18 protein-coding genes are annotated in these 25,382 nt (G+C 41.1%); 13 read left to right on the forward strand and 5 right to left on the reverse strand.

Annotated elements, in window-relative coordinates; all coding sequences use genetic code 11:
- Window positions 1–183: 183 nt before the first annotated feature.
- Window positions 184–2,514: a GH92 family glycosyl hydrolase gene (locus M2273_RS10695; RefSeq protein ID WP_429396570.1), complete on the forward strand. Its 2,331-nt coding sequence runs from the start codon at window positions 184–186 to the stop codon at window positions 2,512–2,514.
- A 366-nt stretch (window positions 2,515–2,880) separates the two neighbouring features.
- On the opposite strand, the gene M2273_RS10700 is transcribed toward M2273_RS10695, so the two are convergent.
- The gene (locus tag M2273_RS10700; RefSeq protein WP_429396572.1) at window positions 2,881–3,783 is read right to left on the reverse strand and encodes an AraC family transcriptional regulator; all 903 of its coding nucleotides are present in this window, start codon (window positions 3,781–3,783) and stop codon (window positions 2,881–2,883) included.
- Between the two features lie 359 nt (window positions 3,784–4,142).
- Between M2273_RS10700 and M2273_RS10705 the strand changes: the two genes are divergently transcribed.
- The 5 genes from M2273_RS10705 (at window position 4,143) to M2273_RS10725 (ending at window position 9,596) form a co-directional block, all read left to right on the forward strand.
- Entirely contained in the window at window positions 4,143–4,940 is a 798-nt protein-coding gene (locus tag M2273_RS10705; protein WP_429396574.1) for an SDR family NAD(P)-dependent oxidoreductase, read from the forward strand.
- Between the two features lie 4 nt (window positions 4,941–4,944).
- The gene (locus tag M2273_RS10710; RefSeq protein ID WP_429396576.1) at window positions 4,945–6,177 is read left to right on the forward strand and encodes an enolase C-terminal domain-like protein; all 1,233 of its coding nucleotides are present in this window, start codon (window positions 4,945–4,947) and stop codon (window positions 6,175–6,177) included.
- A 126-nt stretch (window positions 6,178–6,303) separates the two neighbouring features.
- The gene (locus M2273_RS10715) at window positions 6,304–7,959 is read left to right on the forward strand and encodes a sodium:solute symporter (RefSeq protein WP_429396578.1); all 1,656 of its coding nucleotides are present in this window, start codon (window positions 6,304–6,306) and stop codon (window positions 7,957–7,959) included.
- 8 nt (window positions 7,960–7,967) lie between these two features.
- On the forward strand, window positions 7,968–8,420 hold the full coding sequence (locus M2273_RS10720) for an L-rhamnose mutarotase (protein ID WP_429396580.1): 453 nt from the start codon (window positions 7,968–7,970) through the stop codon (window positions 8,418–8,420).
- A 591-nt stretch (window positions 8,421–9,011) separates the two neighbouring features.
- Complete coding sequence (locus M2273_RS10725) at window positions 9,012–9,596, forward strand: RNA polymerase sigma-70 factor (RefSeq protein WP_429396582.1); 585 nt, start codon at window positions 9,012–9,014, stop codon at window positions 9,594–9,596.
- A gap of 65 nt (window positions 9,597–9,661) precedes the next feature.
- Here the strand turns inward: M2273_RS10725 and M2273_RS10730 are convergent, their stop codons facing one another.
- The 3 genes from M2273_RS10730 to M2273_RS10740 all read right to left on the reverse strand — a co-directional run bounded on the left by M2273_RS10730 (window position 9,662) and on the right by M2273_RS10740 (window position 11,884).
- A complete protein-coding gene (locus M2273_RS10730) occupies window positions 9,662–10,231 on the reverse strand; it encodes a tetratricopeptide repeat protein (RefSeq protein ID WP_429396584.1) in 570 nt (189 codons plus the stop codon).
- A 9-nt stretch (window positions 10,232–10,240) separates the two neighbouring features.
- Entirely contained in the window at window positions 10,241–11,140 is a 900-nt protein-coding gene (locus M2273_RS10735; RefSeq protein ID WP_429396586.1) for a serine hydrolase domain-containing protein, read from the reverse strand.
- 294 nt (window positions 11,141–11,434) lie between these two features.
- Window positions 11,435–11,884, reverse strand: coding sequence for an SRPBCC family protein (locus M2273_RS10740; RefSeq protein ID WP_429396588.1), 450 nt, complete (start codon window positions 11,882–11,884; stop codon window positions 11,435–11,437).
- A 114-nt stretch (window positions 11,885–11,998) separates the two neighbouring features.
- Between M2273_RS10740 and M2273_RS10745 the strand changes: the two genes are divergently transcribed.
- Window positions 11,999–12,226, forward strand: a complete 228-nt coding sequence (locus M2273_RS10745; RefSeq protein ID WP_429396590.1) for a hypothetical protein — start codon at window positions 11,999–12,001, stop codon at window positions 12,224–12,226.
- 163 nt (window positions 12,227–12,389) lie between these two features.
- On the opposite strand, the gene M2273_RS10750 is transcribed toward M2273_RS10745, so the two are convergent.
- On the reverse strand, window positions 12,390–13,016 hold the full coding sequence (locus tag M2273_RS10750) for an FISUMP domain-containing protein (protein WP_429396592.1): 627 nt from the start codon (window positions 13,014–13,016) through the stop codon (window positions 12,390–12,392).
- Between the two features lie 268 nt (window positions 13,017–13,284).
- On the opposite strand from M2273_RS10750, the gene M2273_RS10755 reads away from it, so the two are divergent.
- The 6 genes from M2273_RS10755 (at window position 13,285) to M2273_RS10780 (ending at window position 25,129) form a co-directional block, all read left to right on the forward strand.
- A complete protein-coding gene (locus tag M2273_RS10755) occupies window positions 13,285–14,415 on the forward strand; it encodes a FecR family protein (protein ID WP_429396594.1) in 1,131 nt (376 codons plus the stop codon).
- A 271-nt stretch (window positions 14,416–14,686) separates the two neighbouring features.
- The gene (locus M2273_RS10760; protein WP_429396596.1) at window positions 14,687–18,163 is read left to right on the forward strand and encodes a SusC/RagA family TonB-linked outer membrane protein; all 3,477 of its coding nucleotides are present in this window, start codon (window positions 14,687–14,689) and stop codon (window positions 18,161–18,163) included.
- A gap of 43 nt (window positions 18,164–18,206) precedes the next feature.
- Window positions 18,207–20,090, forward strand: a complete 1,884-nt coding sequence (locus M2273_RS10765; protein WP_429396598.1) for a RagB/SusD family nutrient uptake outer membrane protein — start codon at window positions 18,207–18,209, stop codon at window positions 20,088–20,090.
- A 34-nt stretch (window positions 20,091–20,124) separates the two neighbouring features.
- Entirely contained in the window at window positions 20,125–21,366 is a 1,242-nt protein-coding gene (locus M2273_RS10770) for a DUF4959 domain-containing protein (protein ID WP_429396600.1), read from the forward strand.
- A gap of 27 nt (window positions 21,367–21,393) precedes the next feature.
- Complete coding sequence (locus M2273_RS10775) at window positions 21,394–22,617, forward strand: DUF4998 domain-containing protein (RefSeq protein WP_429396602.1); 1,224 nt, start codon at window positions 21,394–21,396, stop codon at window positions 22,615–22,617.
- A gap of 229 nt (window positions 22,618–22,846) precedes the next feature.
- Complete coding sequence (locus M2273_RS10780) at window positions 22,847–25,129, forward strand: glycosyl hydrolase family 95 catalytic domain-containing protein (protein ID WP_429396604.1); 2,283 nt, start codon at window positions 22,847–22,849, stop codon at window positions 25,127–25,129.
- Window positions 25,130–25,382 lie beyond the last annotated feature (253 nt).

A 25,382-nucleotide genomic window follows, 5' to 3' on the forward strand; every position in this document is an offset into this window, starting at 1 on the left:
GGGCATAGCCTCATAAAGTAAATCTAAGTTATAAATTTGCTATTGCTCATTTATAGTCCATCAACATCGTAATTTAATCTATGTTTATCAGTTTGGTTCCGGTATATTTTTACCTGCCAATTAATTTTTAAACCCAAAATTCGTTTTTGATCGATCACCAAAGAAAACCTTAGTAAATAAATCATGCTCAGAAATAATAATATACTTAAGGGTATTTGTATCTGCATAAGCCTGTCTGTATCCGCCAACATCAGTGTGTTCGCACAGCAAAAGCAATTGGCCGATTATGTAAATCCTTTTATTGGGGCCAGTACCAATATGCAATCGGCAGGTAATCCGGCTGGTCTTGGTAAAACTTTCCCAGGCGCTACTGTGCCGTTTGGCATGGTGCAGGTTAGTCCAAATACTATAACCGGTGGCGACAATGGTTCGGGATATAGTTATGAGCATAAAACTATTGAAGGCTTTGCCCTAACCCAAATGAGCGGTGTGGGCTGGTACGGCGACCTTGGAAATTTTTTGGTGATGCCTACCATGGGCACATTACAAACCAGTGCAGGTAAGGAAGGACGGCATGAAGGCTACCGTTCTTATTACGATAAGAAAAGCGAAAAAGCCTCGGCGGGTTATTATGCGGTTACGCTTACTGATCATCAAATTAAAGCCGAACTTACCGCTACGCCTCATTGCGGTATCATGCGGTTCACGTTCCCTAAAAACACTGGTTCCCGGATCCAGATAGACCTTGCCCGGCGTGTTGGCGGTACCGCGGTTAACCAATATATTAAGGTGGTTGATGACCACACCATACAGGGATGGATAAAATGTACACCTGCAGGTGGTGGCTGGGGTAATGGCGATGGTGAGGCTTTTTATACTGTTTATTTTTATGCTCAGTTTAATAAGCCACTAAAAGAATACGGTGTATGGAGTGCGTACATTCCCGATGGTCAGGGCCGCAAACTACAGGATATTGAAAGTGCAAAGTACCAAAACATCATAGCTCATGCTGCTATATTACCGGGTGTTAAAGAGAAATTAGGAAAACATTTGGGCTTTTATACCGATTTTGATACCAAAGCCAACGAACAGGTGATATTAAAAGCCGGGATTTCCTACAATACTATTGAAGGTGCTAAAGCTAATTTAGATGCCGAGATCAAGGATTATGATTTCGACAAAGTTCATCAGCAAGCCCGCGGCTTGTGGAACAAAGCCCTATCAAAAATACAGGTAACGGGTGGTTCAACCGAAGAGAAGTACTCTTTTTACACCGCCCTGTACCATACCATGATAGATCCGCGCACTTTTGAGGATGTGGATGGCAAATATCCCGGCGGCGACCTGAAAGCTCATGTTGCAGATCATTTTGTTAAAAGAACCATCTTTAGCGGCTGGGATGTATTCAGGAGCCAGATGCCGCTGCAAACACTGATTAATCCGGGTTTGGTAAATGATCTCATCAATTCGCAGATCACCCTGGCCACTGAGAACGGTCGCCAATATTTTGACCGTTGGGAACTGCTGAATGCCTATAGTGGCTGTATGATCGGTAATCCATCTATATCAGTTATTGCCGATGCCTATAAGAAAGGCATTAAAGGCTATGATATTGATAAAGCTTACCAGTATAGTTTAAATACGGCTGCCAAATATGGCAATGGCGACCGTGGTTTTAGCACCGGGGGCAACAGTATTTCGGGCACATTAGAATATGCTTATTTTGATTGGTGCGTGGCCCAGATAGCTAAGGCCACCGGCAAAAAGGATGATGCCGAAAAGTATTCAGAAAGAGCGCTGGCCTACCAAAACGTTTTTGACAAGGATAAAGGATGGTTTCGCCCTAAAAAAGATAACGGTGAGTGGGAGGAGTGGCCCGCGACCGGCAGGTTACAGCAAGGTTATGGTACGGTGGAGAGTAACCCTTATCAACAGGGGTGGTTTGTTCCGCAGGATGTGCCCGGTTTAGCCAAATTGCTTGGAGGCAATGAGAAAGCAATAACCGACCTAACCAATTTTTTTGAAAAGGCCCCCGCCAATTTGCTCTGGAACGATTATTATAATCATGCTAATGAGCCGGTACACCATGTGCCGTTTTTGTTTAACCGCTTCGGCGCTCCGTGGCTAACACAAAAGTGGACAAGGATCATTTGCCAGCGAGCTTATCATAATAAAGTAGAGGGGCTGGTAGGTAATGAAGATGTTGGGCAGATGTCGGCCTGGTATGTGCTGGCGGCAAGTGGTATAGCACAGGTTTGCCCCGGCGATATGCGTTATGAGATCACCAGTCCGGTTTTCAGTAAAGTAAAGATCAACCTTGACCCTAAATACGCCAAAGGGAAAGCATTTACTATTGTGGCAAAAAATAACTCTCCGGCTAATGTATATATCCAAAGCGCCACGCTTAACGGCAGACCCTATCACAAATGCTATCTTGATTACGCGGCTATAGCATCTGGTGCTACACTGGAGCTGGTGATGGGTAATAAGCCTAATAAAGTTTGGGGGAAGTAATAATAAGCATATCGTAAACCCGCTTTTGGCCGCTGGAGGGCCAGTTACTTTGTAGCCACAAAGTAACCAAAGGGCTTTCAGCAGAAATGCTTCTTTGCGCACGGGCCTTTGCCCTGCAAATCGGTCAGAACCACGGGCTGCTAAATTTTGCCCTGCTACGCACGCTCAATTCCACTGCTTCTGGCAAAATTGCTAATGCCCCTGCAGCCGCACGGGCCACCATTGTTCTGCCTAATTTCGTCCGAAGCTTATCTGCTGAGAAAAAATATAATTCAATCTTTCATTTTGGCTCCCTCTTTCCGCCGAAGGCGAAGAGAGGGATGACGAGCGCAGCGATGTCGGGGTGAGTCGACTCGTGGCTTAGCATCAACCCGTATTTTTTGCGGTAACCCTGTACTGCTCAGGTGAGGTGCCGATGTATTTCTTAAATATGCGCGAAAAGTAGTAGGGGTCTTCATAACCCAGATCAACAGCTACTGTTTTTATCTTGTCGCCATTAGCATATAGTAACTGACATGCCTTTTGCATTTTCAGATGAATAAAGTAATCAATAGGGGGCATCCCGGTAGCTTTTCTGAAAATATTTGAAAAGTGCGATACCGATAAACTGTGTTTAACGGCCATATCCTCAACAGTAAGTTTTTTATTCAGGTTGTTGCGCATATTGTTAATGGTTTTGGTAATGATGTCGCCTTCATTGTCCTTGTCATTTTGAATATGTCGTTGCGGAAATAAAAAGATAGCTATCAAATGATACAGGCAAAAACTGGCACTGCACAGGTTTTCAGCACTGTAACCCATTTCAAGGGTTTGATAAATGTTTTGCCATATTTCAATGGCTTTTTCACTAAAAGGTATTTGAACAGGACCCCTTGTTATGCTCAAATTAAGTGATCTATTAAAAGCCTCCATATTATCGCCGGTAAAGTGAACCCAATAAATAGTCCAGGGGTCGTCCTTATCGGCCCAGTATCGCATGTATTTGTCGGTAGCGGGTATAATTACAAATTGGTTTGAACTTACTTCGTATCGTTTATTATCTAATATATAATGTCCCTTTCCCTGCAGGCAGTAAATAAGTATATTATCCTCGCAACCCTTCCTTCGTTCGCGATAATGAAAGCTTGCCTTAGGGAAATAACCTATATTGGTAATATAAATAGGGAAAAGTTCAGGATCGCGTTCTTTGGCCTCTTTCAATATTTTTTGAGGGATCGCAAAGAGCTTTTCTCCTATAAAGCCATCTCGTCTTTTTAAGCTGCTACTCATTAAAGTAATAATTGGTTTTGCAATGGAATATTACATTATAAAAGCATTTTGCCAGTAATGTAATATGCTATTATAGATAAAACAAATTGCAAAAACAATCATTCAGAGCATATTGTAAACCATTCATAACATTTTGCCAATATAACACATCTTACAGGTATTTTTTAGTAGCATAATCCATCAAAAAAAATGTTTTACCTATTATAATGTACAATACGTGCAGTTACTTTTGATTGTTCAGTAATGACCAATTTAACCGGGTATATTAACAAATTTCAGGGAATTCCATTGGTGGGTTTAACACTATAAAAAATATTAATGCATTAAATGCAATGCCTTAATTTCAACTACAACATCATATGTTACTAAAAAACAAAGTGATCTTTTTAACCGGCGGCACCGAAGGTATTGGCTTTGAATGTGCCAGGGTATATCACGCGGCAGGGGCCCGGCTCAGTATAATTTCAAACTCAGCAATAAGCATTAGCCAGGCACGCAGAAAACTCCCGGCAGATAATATACATTTCATAAAGGCAGATGTATCGGTAACGGGCGATATGGAAAAGGCAATTGCCGAAACTGTCAATAATTTTGGAGGGATTGATGTGATCCATAATAATGCCGGTATCTCTAATCCGTCAAAAGCCGTTCATGATACCACAGAAGAAGAATGGAGCAACCTGTTCGATGTAAATGTGAAAGGCATTTATAACACCACCAAATTTGGTATTGAGGAATTAAAAAAAACACGCGGCAATATCCTGAATACCGGTAGTTTGGTAGGCGACATTGGCCAGGAAATACATGCGGCCTATAGCGCTACCAAAGGCGCTGTAAACGCGTTAACAAAATCAATGGCACTTGATTATGCCGCTTACGGCATCAGGGTTAACGCGGTTGCCCCGGCCGGCGTATGGACACCAATGCTTCGTGCCTGGAGTAAAGAGCAGCCCGATTCACTGACCATTGAAAATTATCTCGACCAAATACATCCGCTGGGTTATTGCCCCGAGGGGGATGTTGTGGCCGATGCCTGTTTGTTCCTGATATCAGAACAGGCACGTTTTATTACCGGTTGTATTTTGCCGGTAACGGGCGGGGCCGAGTTAGGTTACAGACGAGTTATAAATCAATCTATCCAACTAAATCAGATCTAAAAAAATGATAAAAAATATAAAGGTTGATGATGTGCGCTATGCACTTGATGGCAGTGCAGGGAGTGACGCTATACACACTGATCCTGTATATTCATACGCGGTAACACGGTTGTTTGACGACAGTGGTTTAACAGGTACCGGTTTTGCTTTTACCCTGGGCGAAGGGAATGACCTGGTTTGCAAAGCTGCTCACTACTACGCCAGTAAACTTGTTGGTAAGGATATTGAAGAAATGATGGCTGGTTTTGGCCAATTGTTTAACCAGCTTTCAAACGATCAGCAATTCAGGTGGCTTGGACCGCATAAGGGTGTTGTGCATTTGGCACTTGCTTCGGTTACCAACGCTTGTTATGATCTTTGGGCAAAAAAAAGGGGCGTGCCGCTATGGAAACTATTGACAGATCTGTCGCCCGAAGAAATTGTGGCTACCTTAGATCTGTCGTACCTGGAAGATGAGCTTACCCATCAGCAGGCTATTCAAATGCTGCAAGCTCAAAAATCAACCAGCATGGAGCGTCAGGGTATTTTAGAGAAAGGCTATCCCGGTTACGATACCTCTATCGGCTGGTTCAATTACTCTGACGAAAAGGTGCGTGAAAACTGCAAAAAAGCTTTAGCCGAAGGATTTACCGCCATGAAGCTAAAAGTTGGTTCTGTTGATCCTGAAAGGGACATACGCCGGGCGCATATTGTAAGGGAAGTTGCCGGCGATAGCATAAAAGTAATGCTTGATGCAAATCAGCAATGGAACCTACCGCAGGCCATATCCATCTGCAATAAATTTAAAAGTATGAACCCTTACTGGGTTGAAGAGCCCACCCATCCCGATGATGTGCTTGCCCATAAAACTTTGGCTGATGCTGTGGCTCCGGTGAAGCTGGCTTTGGGCGAACATGTGCCCAATAAAATCATCTTTAAAAACTATCTGCAAACCGGATGCGCGTCTTTTATACAGGTTGATGCGGTAAGGGTAGGCGGGGTAAGCGAATTTATAACCGTTAGTTTACTATGTAAAAAATATGGCGTACCCGTAGTACCGCATGTTGGTGATATGGGGCAACTACACCAGCACCTGGTATTATTTAATCACATTTCGGTAGGGCACCAGGCTTTGTTTTTAGAGCATATCCCGCATTTGCAGCAGCATTTTACCTATCCGGTTAAAATTAATAACGGGGTATATACAACGCCTCAGGAGCCTGGAAGCAGCTGCGATCTGATAGTTTTGAGTGAGTAGTGAGTAGTGAGTAGTGAGTAGTGAGTAGTGAGTAGTGAGTAGTGAGTAGTGAGTAGTGAAAAAATGCCTGGCAATGTAGAGTTTAGAAATTACTATTTAGAGTTTAGAAATTAGAGTTTAGCACCAATGATTCATACCCCCGATCTTATTATCAGCGCCTTATATATTGCATTTATTTTTATTATAGGAATGTGGTCTGGCATCCGCCATCAGCGTAAAACCCGTAATAATAATAATGAAGCAGGCGAATATTTTTTGGCGGGTAAAAAGCTGCATTGGCCAATGATTGGTTTGGCATTATTTGCAACCAATATATCATGTGTTCATCTGGTAAGCCTTGCACAAAGTGGCTTTGACAAAGGATTGCTCAACGGCGACTTTGAATGGATGGCCGCATTTACACTGATATTATTGGCACTGTTTTTTGCTCCTTTCTATATCAAATCTGGGGTGGCAACCTTGCCCGATTTTTTGGAGAAACGATATGACCGGGCCAGCCGCGACTGGCTTGCCATTATATCGGTAGTATCAGCTGTACTTATTCATATCGCATTCTCCTTATTGGCAGGCGGGGTGGTTTTACATACGCTGTTTGGTGTTGATATGTACACCAGCGTAATTGTAATATCCATCATAACTACCATTTATACCATTGTTGGCGGTTTAACGGCCGTAGTGGTAACAGAATCTATCCAAACCATTGTACTATTGGGCGGGGCCATCATTATGAGTGTTGCCGCTTATAATAAAATGGGTGGATGGGAGCCAATGGTTGATGTTTTAAAACATACCGGCGAGCTAAATAAGCTCTCGATGTTACGGCCACATGGTGACCCGAGTGGAATGCCCTGGTACGCGGTGTTTTTAGGATATCCGGTACTTGGAATTTGGTACTGGTGTGCCGATCAAACCATTGTGCAGCGTGTGTTAGGGGCTAAGGATGTGAATCATGCCCGGGTAGGTCCGCTGTTTTGCGGGTTTATAAAAATATTACCGGTTTTTATTTTTGTGATGCCCGGCCTGTTTGCCTACACGCTGGCCCAAAGCGGGCATCTGGATATTTCGGCTTTAAAAACCGTAGTGGCGGGTAAAGAAGTGGTTGACAGCAAGGGGATTTATACCTTAATGATAACCCAATTAATACCGCAGGGTTTGATAGGAGTATTGGTTGCCGCATTACTGTCGGGCTTAATGAGCCAGATCTCGGGAGCGTTAAACTCAATTTCGACCATTGTAAGTTATGATATTTATAAGCGGTATAATCCGGAAACTAAAGATGCACGACTGGTAAAAGTTGGAAAGATAGCTGCGGGTGTGTCATTACTTCTGTCGCTGGCATTATTGCCACTGCTTAATCATTACGGAAGTATTTTTGACGGCCTTAATGACATTATTGCCCACATAGCCCCGCCAATAACCTGCGTGTTTTTATTAGGTGTGTTTTGGGAAAAGGCATCGGCAGTATCGGCCAAATATACCTTATGGATCGGTTCGGCTATTGGTGTTGTAGTATTTACAATGAATAAATTGTTCCCAACTACGGCTATAGGGCAGGTGCCATTTATGATGATGGCTTTCTATTTATTTGTTATTTGTGTTGTTATACAGGTAACGCTATCCTACCTGTATCCTGTAAAGCATACCGAAGAAAGCGCGACACTGTATTGGAAATCGCCGTGGGAGCCCTTACGCGGCCCTGCTTGGAGCGGTTTAGGAAATTATAAAGTACTCTCCCTGCTATTGGTGTTTATTATGGTTATACTCTTTTACATATTCAGATAATTTGACCTATGTATAAATTACGTTTAATTCAAACTTTAGCCATTGTTGGATGCCTGGCTTTTGCTGCATGTAATAATCAGCAAGATAAAACATCAAAGACTGTTATAACAGACACGGTGAAAGTGCAGCGTTTTGGAATGGTAACCGGTTTAAAGCCCGAAAAAACGGCTTATTATAAAAAACTCCATGCTGCAGTTTGGCCCGGTGTGTTAAAAAAGATAAAGGATTGTAACATACATAATTACTCTATTTATCTTCAAAAAATTGACGGCAAATATTTCTTATTCAGCTATTTTGAATATACCGGAACTGATTTTAACGGGGATATGGCCAAAATGGCTGCAGATAGCACTACACAGCGCTGGTGGAAAGAAACAAATCCGGCACAAAATCCATTGCCCGAAGCCGCAAGCCAGAAAAAGATATGGCAAAATATGGAAGAAGTTTTCCATACCAATTAAACTGACATCTTTTTTACAACTAAATACGTAAACCGTCGGGAATAAGGAAGCCCGGGGCTTTGCGTATTTTTTGTTTAAAGTAAGTATGCTCGCGTCGTTTATTTAACCCTATTTACTTGAGATGCCGTTTGTTTAGGACAGGAATAAAATAAATTTGCAACATTAATGTAATTGTTCTAAAAAATAAATGACATTTACTGAGATCTTTGCAGATCATATAGATAAGATTGCTTTTTTTAAAGGCTTTTATCTATTTTTAGCTTTTAAATGTATATTGTACATTTATATAACCAATTGTATACTAATAAGTCAACTTAATTTTGTCTGGTTCAGGCAGCCCGAATTTATTTGAAAATATAAATTCTGCGCTATGGGATGGCCCGATTATTAATGGTTTATTGACATACTAATATTTTCTATTATCAGGAACTGTATGGTAGTTGCAAACAATTAAAGTTAAAATATGGAGAAATATTTACCCCAAAAGAGAAGTGTTGTTTTTTTTGAATTCACCTGTACCATGCGCTGCCCGGGTGGACAATTAGTTAGATGTTCCGAAATAAGTTCTGTTAATATATTAAGGTAAACACCATGCCTGATTACAGCACATACACGGACGAACGGCTAACCCTTTTTTTAAAGAAAGGTGAACAGGGTGCCTTTACCGAAATTTATAACAGGTATTGGGATACAATGCTGGCCATTGCATGGAATCATAGCAAGGACCGGGCTGTTTCTAAAGACATTGTACATGATGTGTTTATTTCCTTGTGGGAAAGACGAGATTTGGTCAATATTCAAAATCTGCCGGGTTTTTTGGCCGTCTCCGTCAAATTAAGTATGTACCATTATTATCAAAAAGAACAGCGTCGCAGCCAACTTGCCCTGAAGAATTTTGAATATGAAATCATTTCTTATGAAGAAGATAAGCTGGATGCCCGTTTTCTGCAGCAGTATATCGATGATATAGTAGAAGAGCTTCCTGAAAAATGCCGTCTGGTATTTCGCTACAGCCGTGAAAATGGTATGAAGAACTCGGAGATAGCTGCCGAGATGCAAATTACCGAAAAAGGTGTAGAGGCTAATTTGACCCGTGCCCTTAAAACCATTCGCGGCGAACTAAAAAAGTACGGCGTATTGTTGCTTGCCATCATTTATATTTATCGCTCTTTCTAAATTTATTCAGAATTTTAATGAGACTGTTTTTCTCTTTTAGTGAGACTATATGCTTATTAGCACTTCTAATCATTGCCAATCTTTTTAAGTTTTCTCAAACAACGCTCGCAGTTTGGGTCAAGTTTTAATGCTGTTTTGAAAGCTTCTTTTGCCCTTTCTTTTTGTCCGTTCATTACATAAATTTCACCCAGACTATCGTAGCAGTTGACGGATTTTGGGTAGGCTTCTGCATTTAATTGCAGCACACTTATAGCATCCTGCAGTTTTCCCTCATCAACAAAGGCATAGCCCAACTTATCCAGCCATTCTTCGGTGAAATCATAGTCGTCGGAATTGTTATTCTTTAGCTCGAAATATTTCTCTTTTGCTTTAGCAAAACTTTCTTTACACATTAACGGTGCAATCACCAGGTTAACCGGCTTTTTTAATTTCCAATCAACCAGGTTATAAACTGCATTGAAGGCAAGCTCTTTTATCCCGCCATCAGGAACAAAACTGAATAAATTACCCATTACAACAACAGCAACCGAATCTTGCGGGATAATGCTGATGTTGGATGCATACCCTACGTCGCTGCCACCATGACCAATCACTTGTTTGCCATTCCGGGTATCCAGAAACCATCCCAGGCCCATTGAGCTTTCCTAATCAAATTTGTATTGGGTTGAAAGCATCATTTTCAGGCTTTCGGAACTGATGATCTGTTTCCCATAAAGTTTTCCGTTATTCAGGATCAGGCTTGCCCAAATAAGCATATCATTTATTGTAGAATGCAAGGTGGAACTGGCTGCATGACAACGGTTATAAGGATAGATGCCGCTCACCTGGAATTTGCAGTTTGCACCAAATACGTGAGGGGCTGTTGCGATGTCAGGCCGTACCGCTTTAACCAGGAAAGTACTGTTGTACATTTTACACGGCTTGAAAATATATTTGTCCATATAGGTTTCAAAAGGCATACCCGATACCTGATTGATTACTTCTGCCAGTACATCATAAGCCATATTACTATAGGAGAAATCCGAGCCGGGCTCGAATAAAAGCACATTGATGGCTACACTATCTTTAATGTACCTTTCTAATGCTTTGTCGTCATACTGAGGTTTATTCCAGCCATAATCCTTAACATCAGGAAAACCGCTCGTATGGGTGAGCATTTGCCTGATCGTTACTTTTTTATAACGGGGGTCTTTCATTTTAAAATAACGGATGTACGTGGTTAAAGGCGAATCAAGCTTTATTTTGCCCTTGCTGGCAAGCTGCATGATGGCCGTGGCCGTAAATGGCTTGGAAACAGAGGCCATGTGAAATGAGGAACTGGCATCAATAGCACCGGGTTTACCCAATTCCTTAGCTCCAAATCCCTGGGCATAGATCACTTTGCCGCCTTTGATAATGCCAACAGCAAAGCCCGGCAGTTCGTAAATATTCAAAACTTTAACATAAACGCTGTCCAATCGGGCTTGAACAAGGGCGCTGTTTTCCTGACTGTACGTTTGGTTGAGGCAAATAAAGAACAGGAAAAATAAAGCAGAATATTTCATAGGAATAAGGTTCTGTTAGGCTATACTAACGTCAAAAAACTATGTAATTGTAATTATAATATTGGAAAAATCAATGGAACACATATTAGTAAAGGTTTAATTATAAGACGTTTATAAATATAGAATGTGACAGTAAAAGTGAAAAAATCGTCTCATTAAATAGTTCTTCGTCACTTTTGGTGATGATTCAAAACTCAGATCAATAAAAGTGATTTTTAGGAGTTTTTCCTATCAATTACATTTCACGATTATCAATTTTCACCAAAAGTGACGCAGAAACAGTTTGGGAGCTAATCAAGCATCCGGTATTTCAGGTTCTACCAGTTTAATGAGTTTTTCCAGCGATTCCTGCCAGCCCAGGTAACACATTTCGGCTGGTATCACCGAAGGTATTCCTTCCTGCAGTACTTTTAGGTCTGTACCTACGGATGTTTTTTGAAGCCAAACAGAAGTAGTCATTACACCAGGCAGGTTTGGGTCGTCAAATTTGTCTGTGTATTTCAGAAACTCATTTTGTTTGATCTCTAAATATTCCCCACCAAATGAATGGCTGTTACCGGTTGTAAAATTGTGAAACGACATTTTATAAGTACCACCTACCCGAACGTTCATGTCGTGTATGGTACAAAGAAAACCATAAGGCGGTAACCATGAAGCCATAGCCACGGTTTCGGTAAAGGCACGATATACCTTTTCAGGTGAAGCCTTAATAACTCTGTGTAATGAAACTTTGTTGTCTGACATAAAATTATTTTTTTTTGTTCCTACTCGTTTGGCTTTTCGGATCGCCCGTTTTTGTATATGGTAGCTGCTCCACGGTTTGTTAATTGTTGCTTATATCAATTTGCTTTAACAAAGATGCAAGTAAAAACAGGTATTGAACAGGGCAGTATGCGACAATTTACAACCAATTTGCGACAGGTTATTGAGGTTTTTAGGTATCCCATCCATCCAGGCGAAGAATTCCTGAACAGCTGTGGCTATAACCAGCTAATGATCCATCATATTCAAAATGCAATCACCATATTTATGGAAAACACCCTCCGGCACCCGGATTCGTTTAATACCTGTAACAGTTTGGGCTAAGCTTATATGAATGGTTGCAAATGTATGATCGGGTGTAAAAAACTACACCCTGTGATTTTATAGCTTTTCATGCACCACTTTTTTGAACTTATGGTGCCCATAGAAATAATACCAAAGTTTGGATGGAGCAGGTATTACAGGTTAATGGTTTATTATTGCTCCTTTATTTTACGACATCACAGATGCAGCGAACGGAGATAGCCGTTTGCTTTTGGCCATCCTGGTGGCGATTCAGTATTTTACCATTTTTGCCAAAGTTATAAAACCAGGCGCTGACTGTATCGCTTTCTGTAGCCGTCCAATAAAATCCATGGGCATCAACATCAGTGTTACTGCCTTCAGCCGGATCACGGATACCGCCATATACCGCATTAAATGCAGCCTTACCGCCATTTATAAGCGCCTGATAGGCAGCTTTTCCACCATCTTCCGAATCATCGCGTACGCCGCCATACCATTTGGCCATTTTTTGCCATTCTTCATTAGTTGGCAAACGCCAGCCTGCGCCTAATAATTTACATCCTTCCTGTGCCGCCTGCCAGGTATATAAACGGCCGTATGAATTATTTTTCTGTTCTGCTTTTTCATAACCATAAGATCCGGGGATATTGATGTTCAGGTTAGCCGTCATCCATTTTTTGTTATCCGGCATGAGTTTGATGGTGTAGCTATTGCCGTCTCTGTCACGTAAGGTGTTGTTTTGCGCCTGGCCATTAACCCCATAGTGGATAAAAAAAGAGCAAAGGACAATAGCCCGTAACGTTGCCGGAATGTTTACACTATTCTTCATGTCATTCAACAATCATATACACGAATTTAAAAATTTTATTCAGTTATTGAATAGTCTGCAATTTCCAGCCAGGGCCATCACGGTAAATTAACTGCCACATTATTTATCATACACGAAGGCACGAAAGACATGGTGCGACAAGAACTATAAAAGATGGTGCATGAAAAGCTATAAAATGGCACACCCGATAAAAATTAAAATTTATTTTAATAGTGATGTAGGGTAAAGTGCATCTCGTGTAACATACCATTATAAAGCGCCAAACCAATTGAACCGCGAAACCATTTACAGCTTAATAAAAAAACATAAAGACGGCACAGCTACAGCTTCAGAAAAGCAAGCTTTGGCCAACTGGTATAATAATATTTCCAATCAGGAATCGGAATTTCCGGAAGACAAGGAAAGTGTTCGTGAAGAAATATTGATGCGCCTGCTGAGTGAGATCGATTTCCCAAAAACAAGATCCTTTGGTTATAAAAATTGGCTTGTAGCTGCATCTGTACTGATCATGCTTACTGCAGGTGCCCTTCTATTTGAGAAAAAACAAAAGGAAAGTAAAAATTCAGCAATTGCGCTTAGCCAGCATATTCAGCCAGGTAGTAACAAAGCTGTTTTAGTGTTAGCAAACGGAACAAAAATTCGATTAGCTGATGTTGATAATGGTAAAATAACCCAACAAGGTGGAAGCCAGATCATTAAAACAGCCGACGGTAAATTGACCTATGATGCCGCCTCAGATGCATCTGCCAATGGTCAGTTACAATATAATACCATGGAAACACCAAAAGGCGGGCAATATCAATTGCTTTTACCCGATGGCACCAGGGTATGGCTTAACGCGGCCACAACATTAAAATATCCGGTAGATTTTACCTCCTCTAAAGAACGTGTGGTTGAGCTCAATGGCGAAGCCTATTTTGAGGTTGCACATAATAAAAACCAGCCGTTTAGAGTGGTTACTAATAAACAGGTAGTTGAAGTTTTAGGAACCCATTTTAACGTGAATGCTTATCCTGATGAGCAGCATACTAAAACCACACTGTTAGAGGGAGCTGTTAAAATTACGGCAGGCAGTAAAAATACCATGCTAAAACCCGGACAGGAAGCCGACCTTGCAGCGGCATTCACGGTCTCGGATGTTGACCCGCTTGAAGCTATTGACTGGAAGAATGGCTTTTTTAGGTTTGATGATGAAGACCTGGAGATTGTAATGCGGGAGATAGCCAGGTGGTATGATGTAAAAGTTGTATTTCAGGATGAAAGCATCAAAAAAGAATCGCTTGTTGCAGTTACTACGCGATTTTCTAATATAGCAACTTTATTAAAGATGATTGAAAAAGTGACTGATGCCCGGTTCATTATTGAAGGGTCTACCATCAGGGTCACAAAAAATAAATAAACCTAATTATACATTCTTTAAACCATTTAAACCGAGAAGACAATGAAAGACTACACCTGACCAGGAAGAGTATAATTTAAAGGCAAGACCAGAGACACTCGCGATGCCTCTGATCTCAAAGCTTATTAAATTATTAAATGCTATTGGAGATAACAATTTTAACATTAACCAGCCTAAACAAATGTACAAAAATTTTACTACAAACATTTGTAAGCCTTCGTGCTACATCAAGAAATTCCTTCTGATAATGAAAATAACGAGCCTTATAATCATGCTTGCTTTTATGCAGGTTAGCGCATCGGTCTTTTCACAAAATATAACTTATAAACAAAGCAATGTTACCCTAAAACAACTGTTTAGTGAGATCAACAGGCAAACAGGATACAATGTGTTCTGGTCGCCAAAGGGCCCGCAGAAAAACTATACGCTAAGTGTTGATTTTAAAAACATCGACATAAAAGATGTGCTAAACACAGCCCTGAAAAAGTTTCAGCTCTCTTACATCATTGATGGTAAATCCATCATCATCAAAGAAACACCAGTGGTAAAACTTCCCGTTGCGCCGGCGCTGATAATGGCCGACATTACCATAACGGGATCAGTTAAAGACGCAAAGGGAGAAACCCTGCCCGGGGTGAATATTTCGGTTGTCGGTAATTCTAAGCAAGGTACTGTCACGGATAATAATGGTAAGTTTATCCTGGATGTAAAGGACGGTGCTGCGATTAAAGTAAGCTTTGTAGGTTTTAAATCGCAAACTTTTACCATCACATCTTCAACCAGGATATTCAATATCACGTTGGTAGAGGATGTACAGTCGGCAGACGAAGTGGTGGTAACCGCCTATAGCCGCAAACAAACCCGCGAAGCTATAGTTGGTTCAGTTACTACTGTAAAGCCAGGGAATTTAAAGATACCGGCAAGTAACCTTACCAACGCTTTAGCCGGACAGGTAGCCGGTGTTATTGCATATACGCCAAGCGGTCAGCCGGGTAATGATAACTCCAAGTTTTTTATAAGGGGTGTAACTACATTTGGCTATAAACAGGATCCTTTAATTTTAATTGATAACGTTGAGCTAACATCAACAGACCTTGCAAGGCTAAATGTTGACGATATTGAAAGTTTTTCGGTATTAAAAGACGCGAGTGCAACTGCTTTATATGGAGCAAGAGGTGGTAATGGCGTTATTTTAGTAAAAACCAAAGAGGGTAAAGCCGGTAAAGCACAGATCAATTTCAGGCTTGAAAACTCCAGATCGCAATCTACCAGAACGCTCGAGCTTGCTGATCCTATTACATACATGAAGATGTATGATGAAGCTGTCAGAACACGCTATCCGTTAAACCCGCTTCCATATACCCAAAATAAGATCATCAATACACAAAATACCATAAACAATGCGCCTGGTAGCAACCCGTATGTTTATCCTGCTGTTAACTGGGTTGATATGTTGTTTAAAGATCATACCAATAACCAGCGCGGTAATTTAAGTGTACAAGGTGGCGGCGGTGTTGCCCGTTATTATGTTGCCGGTTCATTTAGTAATGATAATGGTATATTAAGAACTGATATCAGGAACAACAACAATAACAATGTTAATTATAAAAACTACCAGCTGCGTTCAAACGTAAACATTAATATTACTGATAAAACCGAACTGGTTGTACGCTTATCAGGTACCTTTAATGAATACAACGGTCCGCGTAGCAACGACGGCGGATTGGCAACTGACCTGTACAACCTGGCCGTGCATACCAGCCCGGTTGATTTTCCGGCTTATTATCCTGCCGATTCTGCCAATCTTAAAACCAAGCATATTTTATTTGGGAACGTGCCTGCCGCAAGTGGCGGGGTAGGCTCTACTACCTATATTAATCCGTATGCCAATTTGCTATCGGGCCACCAAAATTTTTCAGAGTCAAGAATGCTTGCTCAACTGGAGTTAAATCAAAATTTGGATTTTGTAACCAGCGGCTTAAATTTTCATGCCATTTTTAGTACTAACCGCTATGCATACTTTCAATCGCAGATGTATTACAACCCATTTTATTATAACGTAGCAAATTATGATAAGGCAAGTAATCAATACACATTGAATTGGATCAATTCGCAGCCGGGGCAGGCTACTGAATACCTTTCCTACAACCGGGATGTAGGTTCAGATAACCTGCAAACCCAGATTTACTTACAGGGGGTATTGGATTATAGCAAAACACTTGGGAAAAATCATAACATAAGTGCGGCTTTAATAGGTACCCGCCAGCAACAACTTTATTCAAATAACAAGGATCCTAACATTGTTCAAAACCACCCGGATCAAAACCCATATACGCTGCAGTATTCATTACCTTACCGTAATGAAACCCTTGCAGGCCGCGCAACTTATTCATTCAAAAGCAGGTATTTTTTGGAGTTTAACTTTGGTTACAACGGTTCTGAGCGGTTTTCTGCAAATCACAGGTTTGGTTTTTTCCCAACTGCAGGCGCGTCATGGATCATATCTGAGGAGAAGTTCTGGGGCGACCTGTATAATGTGTTCGACCGTTTTAAACTGCGTGCCAGCTATGGTTTAGTGGGTAATGACCAAATCGGGAGCCAAAGGTTTTTCTATTTATCAGATGTAAATCTTAATGGCGGTAACCCGGCCTCTTTTGGTACAACCAACGGTTATGGCCACAACGGCGTAACCATAAATAGTTACCAAAATGAGGATGTAACCTGGGAAACATCAAAACAAACCAACTTAGGTATAGAGTTTACCTTACTTAAAAAGATTAACGTTATTGCCGAAGTTTACAAGAACAATAAATACAACATTCTGCAAAATCGTGCTTCTATACCAATAACCATGGGGCTTGAGGCACCTATATCTGCCAACATTGGTAAAGCCGAATCAAAGGGGATTGATATCTCAGTTGATGGCAAACAAAATATTGGCAGGGATTTTTCCATGGCGCTTAGGGGTAACTTTACCTATTCATCAAACAAATACACACAATATGAAGCGCCTGATTATGCAGAGGCTTACAGGCACCAGATTGGGCAGCCCATTAACCGCCAGTATGGTTATGTAGCCGAAAGGTTGTTTGTTGATGATAATGAAGCTGCCAATTCGCCTTCACAAATTTTTAGTACAGGTGGTTTTGCACCCAAAGGTGGTGATATTAAATACCGTGATTTAAACGGCGATGGCAAAATTGACGGAGCCGACCAAACATTTATTGGTAACCCAACAGTGCCGCAAATTGTATATGGTTTTGGGATATCGGCATCCTATAAAAACTTTGACCTTTCCGGGTTTTTCCAGGGACAGGCAAAAGTGTCATTCTTTATTGATCCGGCACGTACCTCGCCTTTCATCAAAAGTCCTGATTCATATTATACAGGCAACACCCAATTGCTGCAGGCATATGCTGATGACCATTGGTCTGAGGATAATCAAAACTTATATGCACTATACCCAAGGCTCGGACCCGATGGCGCAGTTATTGAAAACAACAGGCAAAACAGTACCTGGTGGCTACGCGACGGAAGTTTCCTGAGGCTTAAATCGCTTGAATTTGGTTACACATTGCCACAAAGAATATCAAAAGCCTTATTGGTTAAAAATGCAAGGATTTACTTTAACGGTTTAAACCTGTATACATGGAGCCCTTTCAAATTGTGGGATCCGGAACTTGGCGGCAACGGCTTTGCATACCCTATACAAAAAGTGTTTAACGTAGGTATAAACATCAATTTATAACATTATTACTCAAAATATGAAATCGTATTATAAATATCTGTTCATGGCAATCCTCGCAATATCTTGCGTGTCATGCAAAAAGTACCTTGATGTTACCCCTGATAACGTAGGTACTATAGATTACGCCTTCAGGAACCGTAACGAAGCGGAGAACTACCTGTTTACCTGTTATGCTACATTACAGCAATTAATATATCCACAAAATAATCCGGGATTTACTACATCATCAGAAATCGTATTCCCGAATGACCTTACCGATTTTCAAGGTATTGATCCAACCGGATTTAACCTGATAAGAGGTACTCAAACCAGTCAAAACCCCGGACTTAATTATTGGGATGGTGCAAATGGGGGCCAGGCTACATACAGATCTATCAGGCGGTGTAATACCATGCTTGAAAATATTGATTTGCCTGTTGACCTTGGTATTGATGAAAAGAAAAGATGGATAGCCGAAGTAAAATTCCTTAAAGCTTACTATCATTTTATTTTATTCAGGTTATACGGTGCTATTCCAATTACCGATGTAAACCTTCCTATTAATAGCTCAACCGAAGATACAAGAGTTAAAAGAGCCCCTGTTGATTCGGTGGTGAACTATATGGTAAGGCTTATTGACCAGGCAACACCTGATTTACCGGCTGTTATACAAAACCAGGCAAAAGAACTGGGCCGTATAACACAACCCATAGCCCTTGCTGTAAAAGCGCAGATACTTACCACGGCAGCAAGTCCGCTGTTTAATGGCAACCCAGATTATGCTGGTATAAAAAATAAGGATGGCCAGGCACTGTTCCCTTCAACAGTTGATGCTACAAAATGGGATAGGGCTGCCGCTGCTACACTTGCTGCCATCAACTCTGCCGAAGCAAACGGCAATAGTTTGCATAAGTTTATAGCGCCGGCAAATGTTGGCACCCTTTCAGATTCATTAAAAACAGTAATGGATCTGCAAACCGCGATCACCGAAAAATGGGATCTGAATACCGAGATCATTTGGGCGTTAAACCCTTATTTCCCCGGCCAAACCTATTGCGGACCAAGGTTAACGGCTAAAGCTGCTGCTAACCCATCGTTCCAGGGAACATTTGCAGTCCCTATTGCTGAGCAGGAACTGTTTTATACCAATAAAGGGGTGCCTATTAATGAAGATAACACCTGGGATTATACCAACCGTTATTCATTAAGAACCGGCGATAAAGCAAACAGGTTTTACATAGGCAATGGTTACACAACCGTTAAAGCGCATTTTGACCGTGAGCCAAGGTTTTATTCGTCCCTGGGTTTTGATGGTGGTATATGGTTTGGTAACGGCCTGGTTAACCAGGAGGCCCTGTATTACATTCAGGCACGTGGCAGTGGCGCACTTGCAGGCCCAACTGATAACGTAAGGCTAAACATTACCGGTTGCTGGCCAAAAAAATTGGTTAATTATTTAACTGTTTATGATGATGGCTATACTATAGCCGATTTCCGGATGCCATTGATAAGGCTTGCCGGTTTATACCTGCAATATGCCGAGACGTTAAATGAGCAGGGTAAATCCTACACCCAGGTTGTTCCTTACCTTGATAGGGTTAGGGCAAGAGCCGGTTTGCCTGGCGTTGTTGAAGCGTGGAGCAACTATTCAAAAAATCCAACAAAATACACTACCCAGGATGGTATGCGCCAGATAATACACCAGGAAACCCGTATTGAGTTAGCTTTTGAATGCGAACCGGGATGGGACCTGCGCCGTTGGAAAGAGCTGCAAAGCGTATTGAGCAAACCACTACAGGGATGGAATATTTTTGAGGCTGATGCGGCAAATTTCTATCGCCCGCATACTGTAGTAATACCTGTTTTTAATTCAAGGAATTATTTATGGCCGATAACCAATAATGACCTGATAGTTAACCCAAACCTTGTTCAAAATTTAAACTGGTAATAACAGGAAATTTAACAATCATATAATTGAAAATATGAAACAATTAAAAAATTATTCATTTCTGCTCTTTTTGGGTATGATAATGATCATGATAAGCTCGTGTAAAACAAACAATGGGGATCGGGAGCCAATTTCTACAGATAAATCAAAACCCGGTGTGATCACCAACATTAAGGTTAACAACTATAATGGCGGCGCATATATAACATACACCTTACCTAACTCTGATAATATACTGTATGTATTGGCTAAGTACCAGATAAGGAATGGGGTATCCAGAGAAACAAAATCATCTTATTATACCGATACCGTAAATGTAGAAGGTTTTGCCAAAGAGGCAGATTATGATGTTACTTTATATACAGTAAGCAGGGCAAGTGTAATGTCTGATGCGGTTACGGTTAAAGTGCATCCTAAAACACCAGCTTATACACAAATAAAAGCAACCACCACTATGACAGCTGATTTTGGTGGTGTTAATGTTCAGGCGTTAAATCCTTTAAAAAAGGAAATAGGCGTAATAATAACGGTATTTGATAAATCAACCGGCTTAATGGAAGTCCAGGATCAGCATTATACTAAAGCCGATACGATAAACTATTCGTTAAGGGGATTTAATACAGATCAGCGCGATTTTGGGGTGTATATAACTGATAATTTTGGCAATGTTTCTGATACGCTTAAAAAGCAACTAACCCCGCTTTTTGAGACGTTACTGGATAAAAGTAAATTTAGCACCTACAATTTACCAAGTGACACGGAGATAGGTTACAACTGGGTGCTTAGCAACTTTTGGGATGGTAAAACGGATGGCAGCTCGTCAGGCTGGCACACTAACCCAGGTCATACCCCGCCATTTGTTGGCACCTTTAACGTTGGCCAAACCTATAAGTTGAGCCGGCTTGTTTTATGGGAAAGACCTGACGATGGATCAAATAAATATGCATATGGTCATGGTAATCCTAAAAAATTCACCCTATGGGGATCAAACGCTGCATCGCCTAAAGATGTTCAATTACCGGTATCGTCAGCAGTAGGTACAGTTCTTGGTGATTGGACTAACTTAGGTAATTACACTTATCCTAATCCACCATCAGGCTTGCCGCCAATAGCCCATAACTCGGCCGATAACGCTTTTGTATTGGCGGGTGTTAATTTCAATATTTCATTGGCAGCCCCCACGGTTCATTTTATACGCTTTGCAACGTCTCAGTCATGGTCTGACGGTAACTTTGCACACGTAATGGAAATATCACTTTACGGTAAACCAGAATAGGTTATTGTTTATTAAAATTAAAGAAACATGAAAAAGCTTATATATATACTACTTGGATGTTTGCTATTAGCCACATGGTATGGTTGCCAGAAAGATAACCATGCTACAGATTACAAAAAGTTTTATGACGGGCACGAAATAGTTTACACCGGAGCTGTAGGGTTTGCTATTGTACAACCCGGTAATTTAGAATTAGGGCTAAAATGGAAGGCGAGCTCAGACCCCAGCATTACTAAATATGTAATTTATTATAACAACAAAGCCGACTCTCAAATAGTAAATATTAGTGGTAAAACGGATACTATCAGAACCGTTATTAAAGGCCTTGCCGAGTATACGTATTCGTTTACAATTTACTCATATGATGCTAAAGGTAATAAGTCTATCCCTTATGAGGTTAATAATGCAAAGGTGTATGGACCATTTTATATCGCTACATTATTAAACAGGCCGTACGATGCGGTTACCCCTTATACCATTACTGACGATGGATATTTAAGACTTAATTTTCTTAAACCTGATACCATTAATGTGGGTACAACCATAAAGTACACCAATAAAAACGGCGTAGCCGCACAAAAAGAGCTTAGTGGAGATAGCGCTTCTATAACTATACCTGATTATAAATCGGGTACGCCAATAGCTTATAACTCATATTACATACCCGTTCGGGATGCGCTCGACGTGTTTTATGCATTAAAAACAGACGCGTTTCCTGCTGTGACCGGTATTGTTCAATGTGATAAATCATTGTTTAAAAAGGTAAAATTACCCAATGATATGGGCAGCCTGGAAGATGGTACTGATATTGATAAGCTTTGGAATGGATCAACTACACCTCAGGGATACCCCAACATATTTCATAGTGACGGAAACGCTTCTTTACCCCGAACGCTTACATTTGACATGGGTAAGATATACAAACACCTTTTATCAATAGAAGAAATTGGGCGTAATTGCTGTCATAATCCTGATGATTTTGAAGTATGGGGCATTACAGATCTTACCAATGCATCTACTACATTACCTGCTAACGATCCCGGATGGAAAGCTGAGTCGATTGCAAAAGGTTGGAAACTATTAAAAGAAATTAAAAGAACAGATGATGGACAGGCTCCATTAAAAACTGATTTTGATAGTAATGTACCGCCTGCGCGTTATATACGCATCAGGGTTTTACACAACTCAAACGGCGAAAACAATTATACCAATATGACCCAAATTACATTCTGGGCCAATTTGCTTAATTAATTATATCATTAGGGTACATATTTAGTTTACATAAAAAGGGTTTACAGGATAATTTCCTGTACCCTTTTTTATTAGGAAAAACTCTTTCCCTTATCAATAAACTTTTGTTGCATTATAACTAATATGTTACGGGAGCATATTGGTTAAATTAAAACTGTTAATATTACATTTAATGTTTATTTTTAGCACCGTTTAAACCCAAATATAAACCGTAGAAATCCGCTTTAAAATGATCAAGAAGATAGTTTGTTTCTCGCTATTCTTTATGCAGATAGCATTTACTGCCATTACAAATGCCCAAACAAGTCCGGGACTGCACCAACAAAGTTTAACGGTTTGGGATGATAAACCTGCCAAAACATGGATGACCGAAGCATATCCCATGGGTAATGGCCGTATTGGCGGTATGGTATTCGGAGGGCTTGCACAGGAGCACATCCAATTTAATGAGATCAGTTTGTGGACAGGGAACGAAACCGAAACCGGTGCTTACCAGGCCTTTGGCGACCTGTTTATTAATTTCGAAGGTAAAGACAGCACACAGCAAATTCCATCAAACTACCGCCGGCAGCTGGATATTAGCAAAGCGGTTCAGCAAATAACCTATACTGATAATGGGGTAGCTTTTAAACGCGAATATTTTTGCAGTTTCCCTGATAAAGTAATGGTATTGCATTTTACAGCCGATAAAAAGGGCGCTTATTCAACCATCATAAAACTTAAGGATGCACATAATACCACTGTTATAGCCAATGGCACATCCCTGCAAGTTGCGGGTAAGTTAGATAACGGCCTGGCATACCAGGCCTCCATAGTAGTAAAGACAGAAGGCGGCTCCGCCGTAATTGAATCAGATGGTAATGGTGGTTCGCAGCTTAATATAAAACAGGCAGATGCTTTTACCATATTACTTTCGGCAGCTACTGATTACAGTAATAAACGTGAGCAAAACTGGCGCGGCGAAGCTCCTGATGTGACGGTTAAACAGGCTTTAACCGCAGCATCGGCTAAAACATATCAGCAATTATTAACCGCTCACCTTCATGATTATCAGGCTTTGTTTGGTCGTATGGCCCTAAACCTGGGCGCAACACCAGCCGAAAGAAGCTCCCTGCCAACTTACAAACGTTTAATTGATTATAAAAAAGACGGCGACCCGCAGCTTGAAGCCTTACTTTTTCAGTACGGCAGATATTTGCTCATCAGCTCATCACGTAAAGGTGGTTTGCCTGCCAACTTACAGGGCTTATGGAACGACAACAATAACCCGCCATGGCGAAGCGATTATCACTCCAACATCAATATCCAGATGAATTACTGGCTGGCTGAGCCAACCAACCTGTCCGAATGCCATTTCCCTTATCTCGATTATATCAACAGTATGCGCGAGGTGAAAAAGGAAAGCACCCGCAAAGAGTATCCCGGTGTACGCGGCTGGACAGTTAAAACCGAGAACAACATTTTTGGCGGTTCAAGCTTTTTGTGGAATACACCCGGCAGCGCCTGGTACGTGCAGGGGATCTGGGAGCATTATGCCTTTACAAAGGATAAAGATTATCTTAAAAACTTTGGATACCCCATTATTAAAGAAGTGGTTGAGTTTTGGGACGACCATTTAAAACGCCGCCCTGATGGAACACTGGTTTCGCCGCTGGGCTGGTCGCCGGAGCATGGGCCTACCGAGGATGGGGTAACTTATGACCAGGAAATTATATATGACCTGTTCACCAATTATATTGAGGCAGCTGATGTTTTAGGCATCGACAAAACATACCGTGATCATGTAGCCAATATGCGCGAACACCTGCTAAAACCAAAAATAGGTAAATGGGGACAGTTGCAGGAATGGGAAACAGATCGTGATGATCCGAAGGACACACACCGCCATTCATCAAACCTTTTTGGTTTGCACCCGGGCCGGCGTATAAGCACCATTAAAACACCTGAGTTGGCACAAGCTGCTAAGGTAAGTCTGCTGGCCCGTGGGGATGTATCAACAGGCTGGTCAATGGCCTGGAAAATGAATTTTTGGGCACGCCTGCAAGATGGCGACCATGCTTACAAGATCCTGACCAACTTTATAACATTGGTTGGCGGATCAGGTGTAAACTATAACGAAGGTGGAGGCTTATATTCTAACCTGTTTTGCGCGCACCCGCCATTTCAAATAGACGGGAACTTTGGCTATGCGGCCGGGGTAGCAGAAATGTTGCTTCAAAGCCAAATCGATGAGATCCAGTTATTGCCTGCCTTACCCAAAGTATGGGCAACCGGCAATGTTCAGGGTTTACGTGCCCGTGGCGATTTTGAAATTACCAATATGGAATGGAAGGCTGGTAAAATTGTTAAACTATCTATCAAATCATTAGTCGGTGGCGAATGCAAGCTGCGGGTTCCTAATGCTTTAAAAGCGGATGCCGGGGTTTCAAAAAATACAGGCGACGGACATGATTATAAATATAGCTTTAAAACCCAGGCCGGTAAGGTTTATAATTTTATGGCGGCTAATTAATAGGTTGAATTTATTTAATGGGTAGATGGTTCAATAACCGGTTAAATTGATATTTAATTGGTTATTCCGGGGGATTGTCCATCTACTTCAAAGGTTTATCCATTTTTTGAAATACAATAACCAAATACATTTACCCTAACCAATAAAACACATCCAGTTATATACCGCAACCCCACAATTATATACCTGGCTGTGCTTTAAATCGATAAAAATTTTAAAAGGCATATTAATTACGTTCATTTCTTTTGATCAA

Source organism: Mucilaginibacter lappiensis (genome assembly GCF_050433765.1).
GTDB classification, from domain to species: Bacteria; Bacteroidota; Bacteroidia; order Sphingobacteriales; family Sphingobacteriaceae; genus Mucilaginibacter; species Mucilaginibacter lappiensis_A.

Coding starts and splice junctions, on each gene's coding strand:
- M2273_RS10695 (WP_429396570.1), top strand. CDS start 184: ATGCTCAGAAATAATAATATACTTAAGGGTATTTGTATCTGCATAAGC.
- M2273_RS10700 (WP_429396572.1), bottom strand. CDS start 3,783: ATGAGTAGCAGCTTAAAAAGACGAGATGGCTTTATAGGAGAAAAGCTC.
- M2273_RS10705 (WP_429396574.1), top strand. CDS start 4,143: ATGTTACTAAAAAACAAAGTGATCTTTTTAACCGGCGGCACCGAAGGT.
- M2273_RS10710 (WP_429396576.1), top strand. CDS start 4,945: ATGATAAAAAATATAAAGGTTGATGATGTGCGCTATGCACTTGATGGC.
- M2273_RS10715 (WP_429396578.1), top strand. CDS start 6,304: ATGATTCATACCCCCGATCTTATTATCAGCGCCTTATATATTGCATTT.
- M2273_RS10720 (WP_429396580.1), top strand. CDS start 7,968: ATGTATAAATTACGTTTAATTCAAACTTTAGCCATTGTTGGATGCCTG.
- M2273_RS10725 (WP_429396582.1), top strand. CDS start 9,012: ATGCCTGATTACAGCACATACACGGACGAACGGCTAACCCTTTTTTTA.
- M2273_RS10730 (WP_429396584.1), bottom strand. CDS start 10,231: ATGGGCCTGGGATGGTTTCTGGATACCCGGAATGGCAAACAAGTGATT.
- M2273_RS10735 (WP_429396586.1), bottom strand. CDS start 11,140: ATGAAATATTCTGCTTTATTTTTCCTGTTCTTTATTTGCCTCAACCAA.
- M2273_RS10740 (WP_429396588.1), bottom strand. CDS start 11,884: ATGTCAGACAACAAAGTTTCATTACACAGAGTTATTAAGGCTTCACCT.
- M2273_RS10745 (WP_429396590.1), top strand. CDS start 11,999: ATGCAAGTAAAAACAGGTATTGAACAGGGCAGTATGCGACAATTTACA.
- M2273_RS10750 (WP_429396592.1), bottom strand. CDS start 13,016: ATGAAGAATAGTGTAAACATTCCGGCAACGTTACGGGCTATTGTCCTT.
- M2273_RS10760 (WP_429396596.1), top strand. CDS start 14,687: ATGCTTGCTTTTATGCAGGTTAGCGCATCGGTCTTTTCACAAAATATA.
- M2273_RS10765 (WP_429396598.1), top strand. CDS start 18,207: ATGGCAATCCTCGCAATATCTTGCGTGTCATGCAAAAAGTACCTTGAT.
- M2273_RS10770 (WP_429396600.1), top strand. CDS start 20,125: ATGAAACAATTAAAAAATTATTCATTTCTGCTCTTTTTGGGTATGATA.
- M2273_RS10775 (WP_429396602.1), top strand. CDS start 21,394: ATGAAAAAGCTTATATATATACTACTTGGATGTTTGCTATTAGCCACA.
- M2273_RS10780 (WP_429396604.1), top strand. CDS start 22,847: ATGATCAAGAAGATAGTTTGTTTCTCGCTATTCTTTATGCAGATAGCA.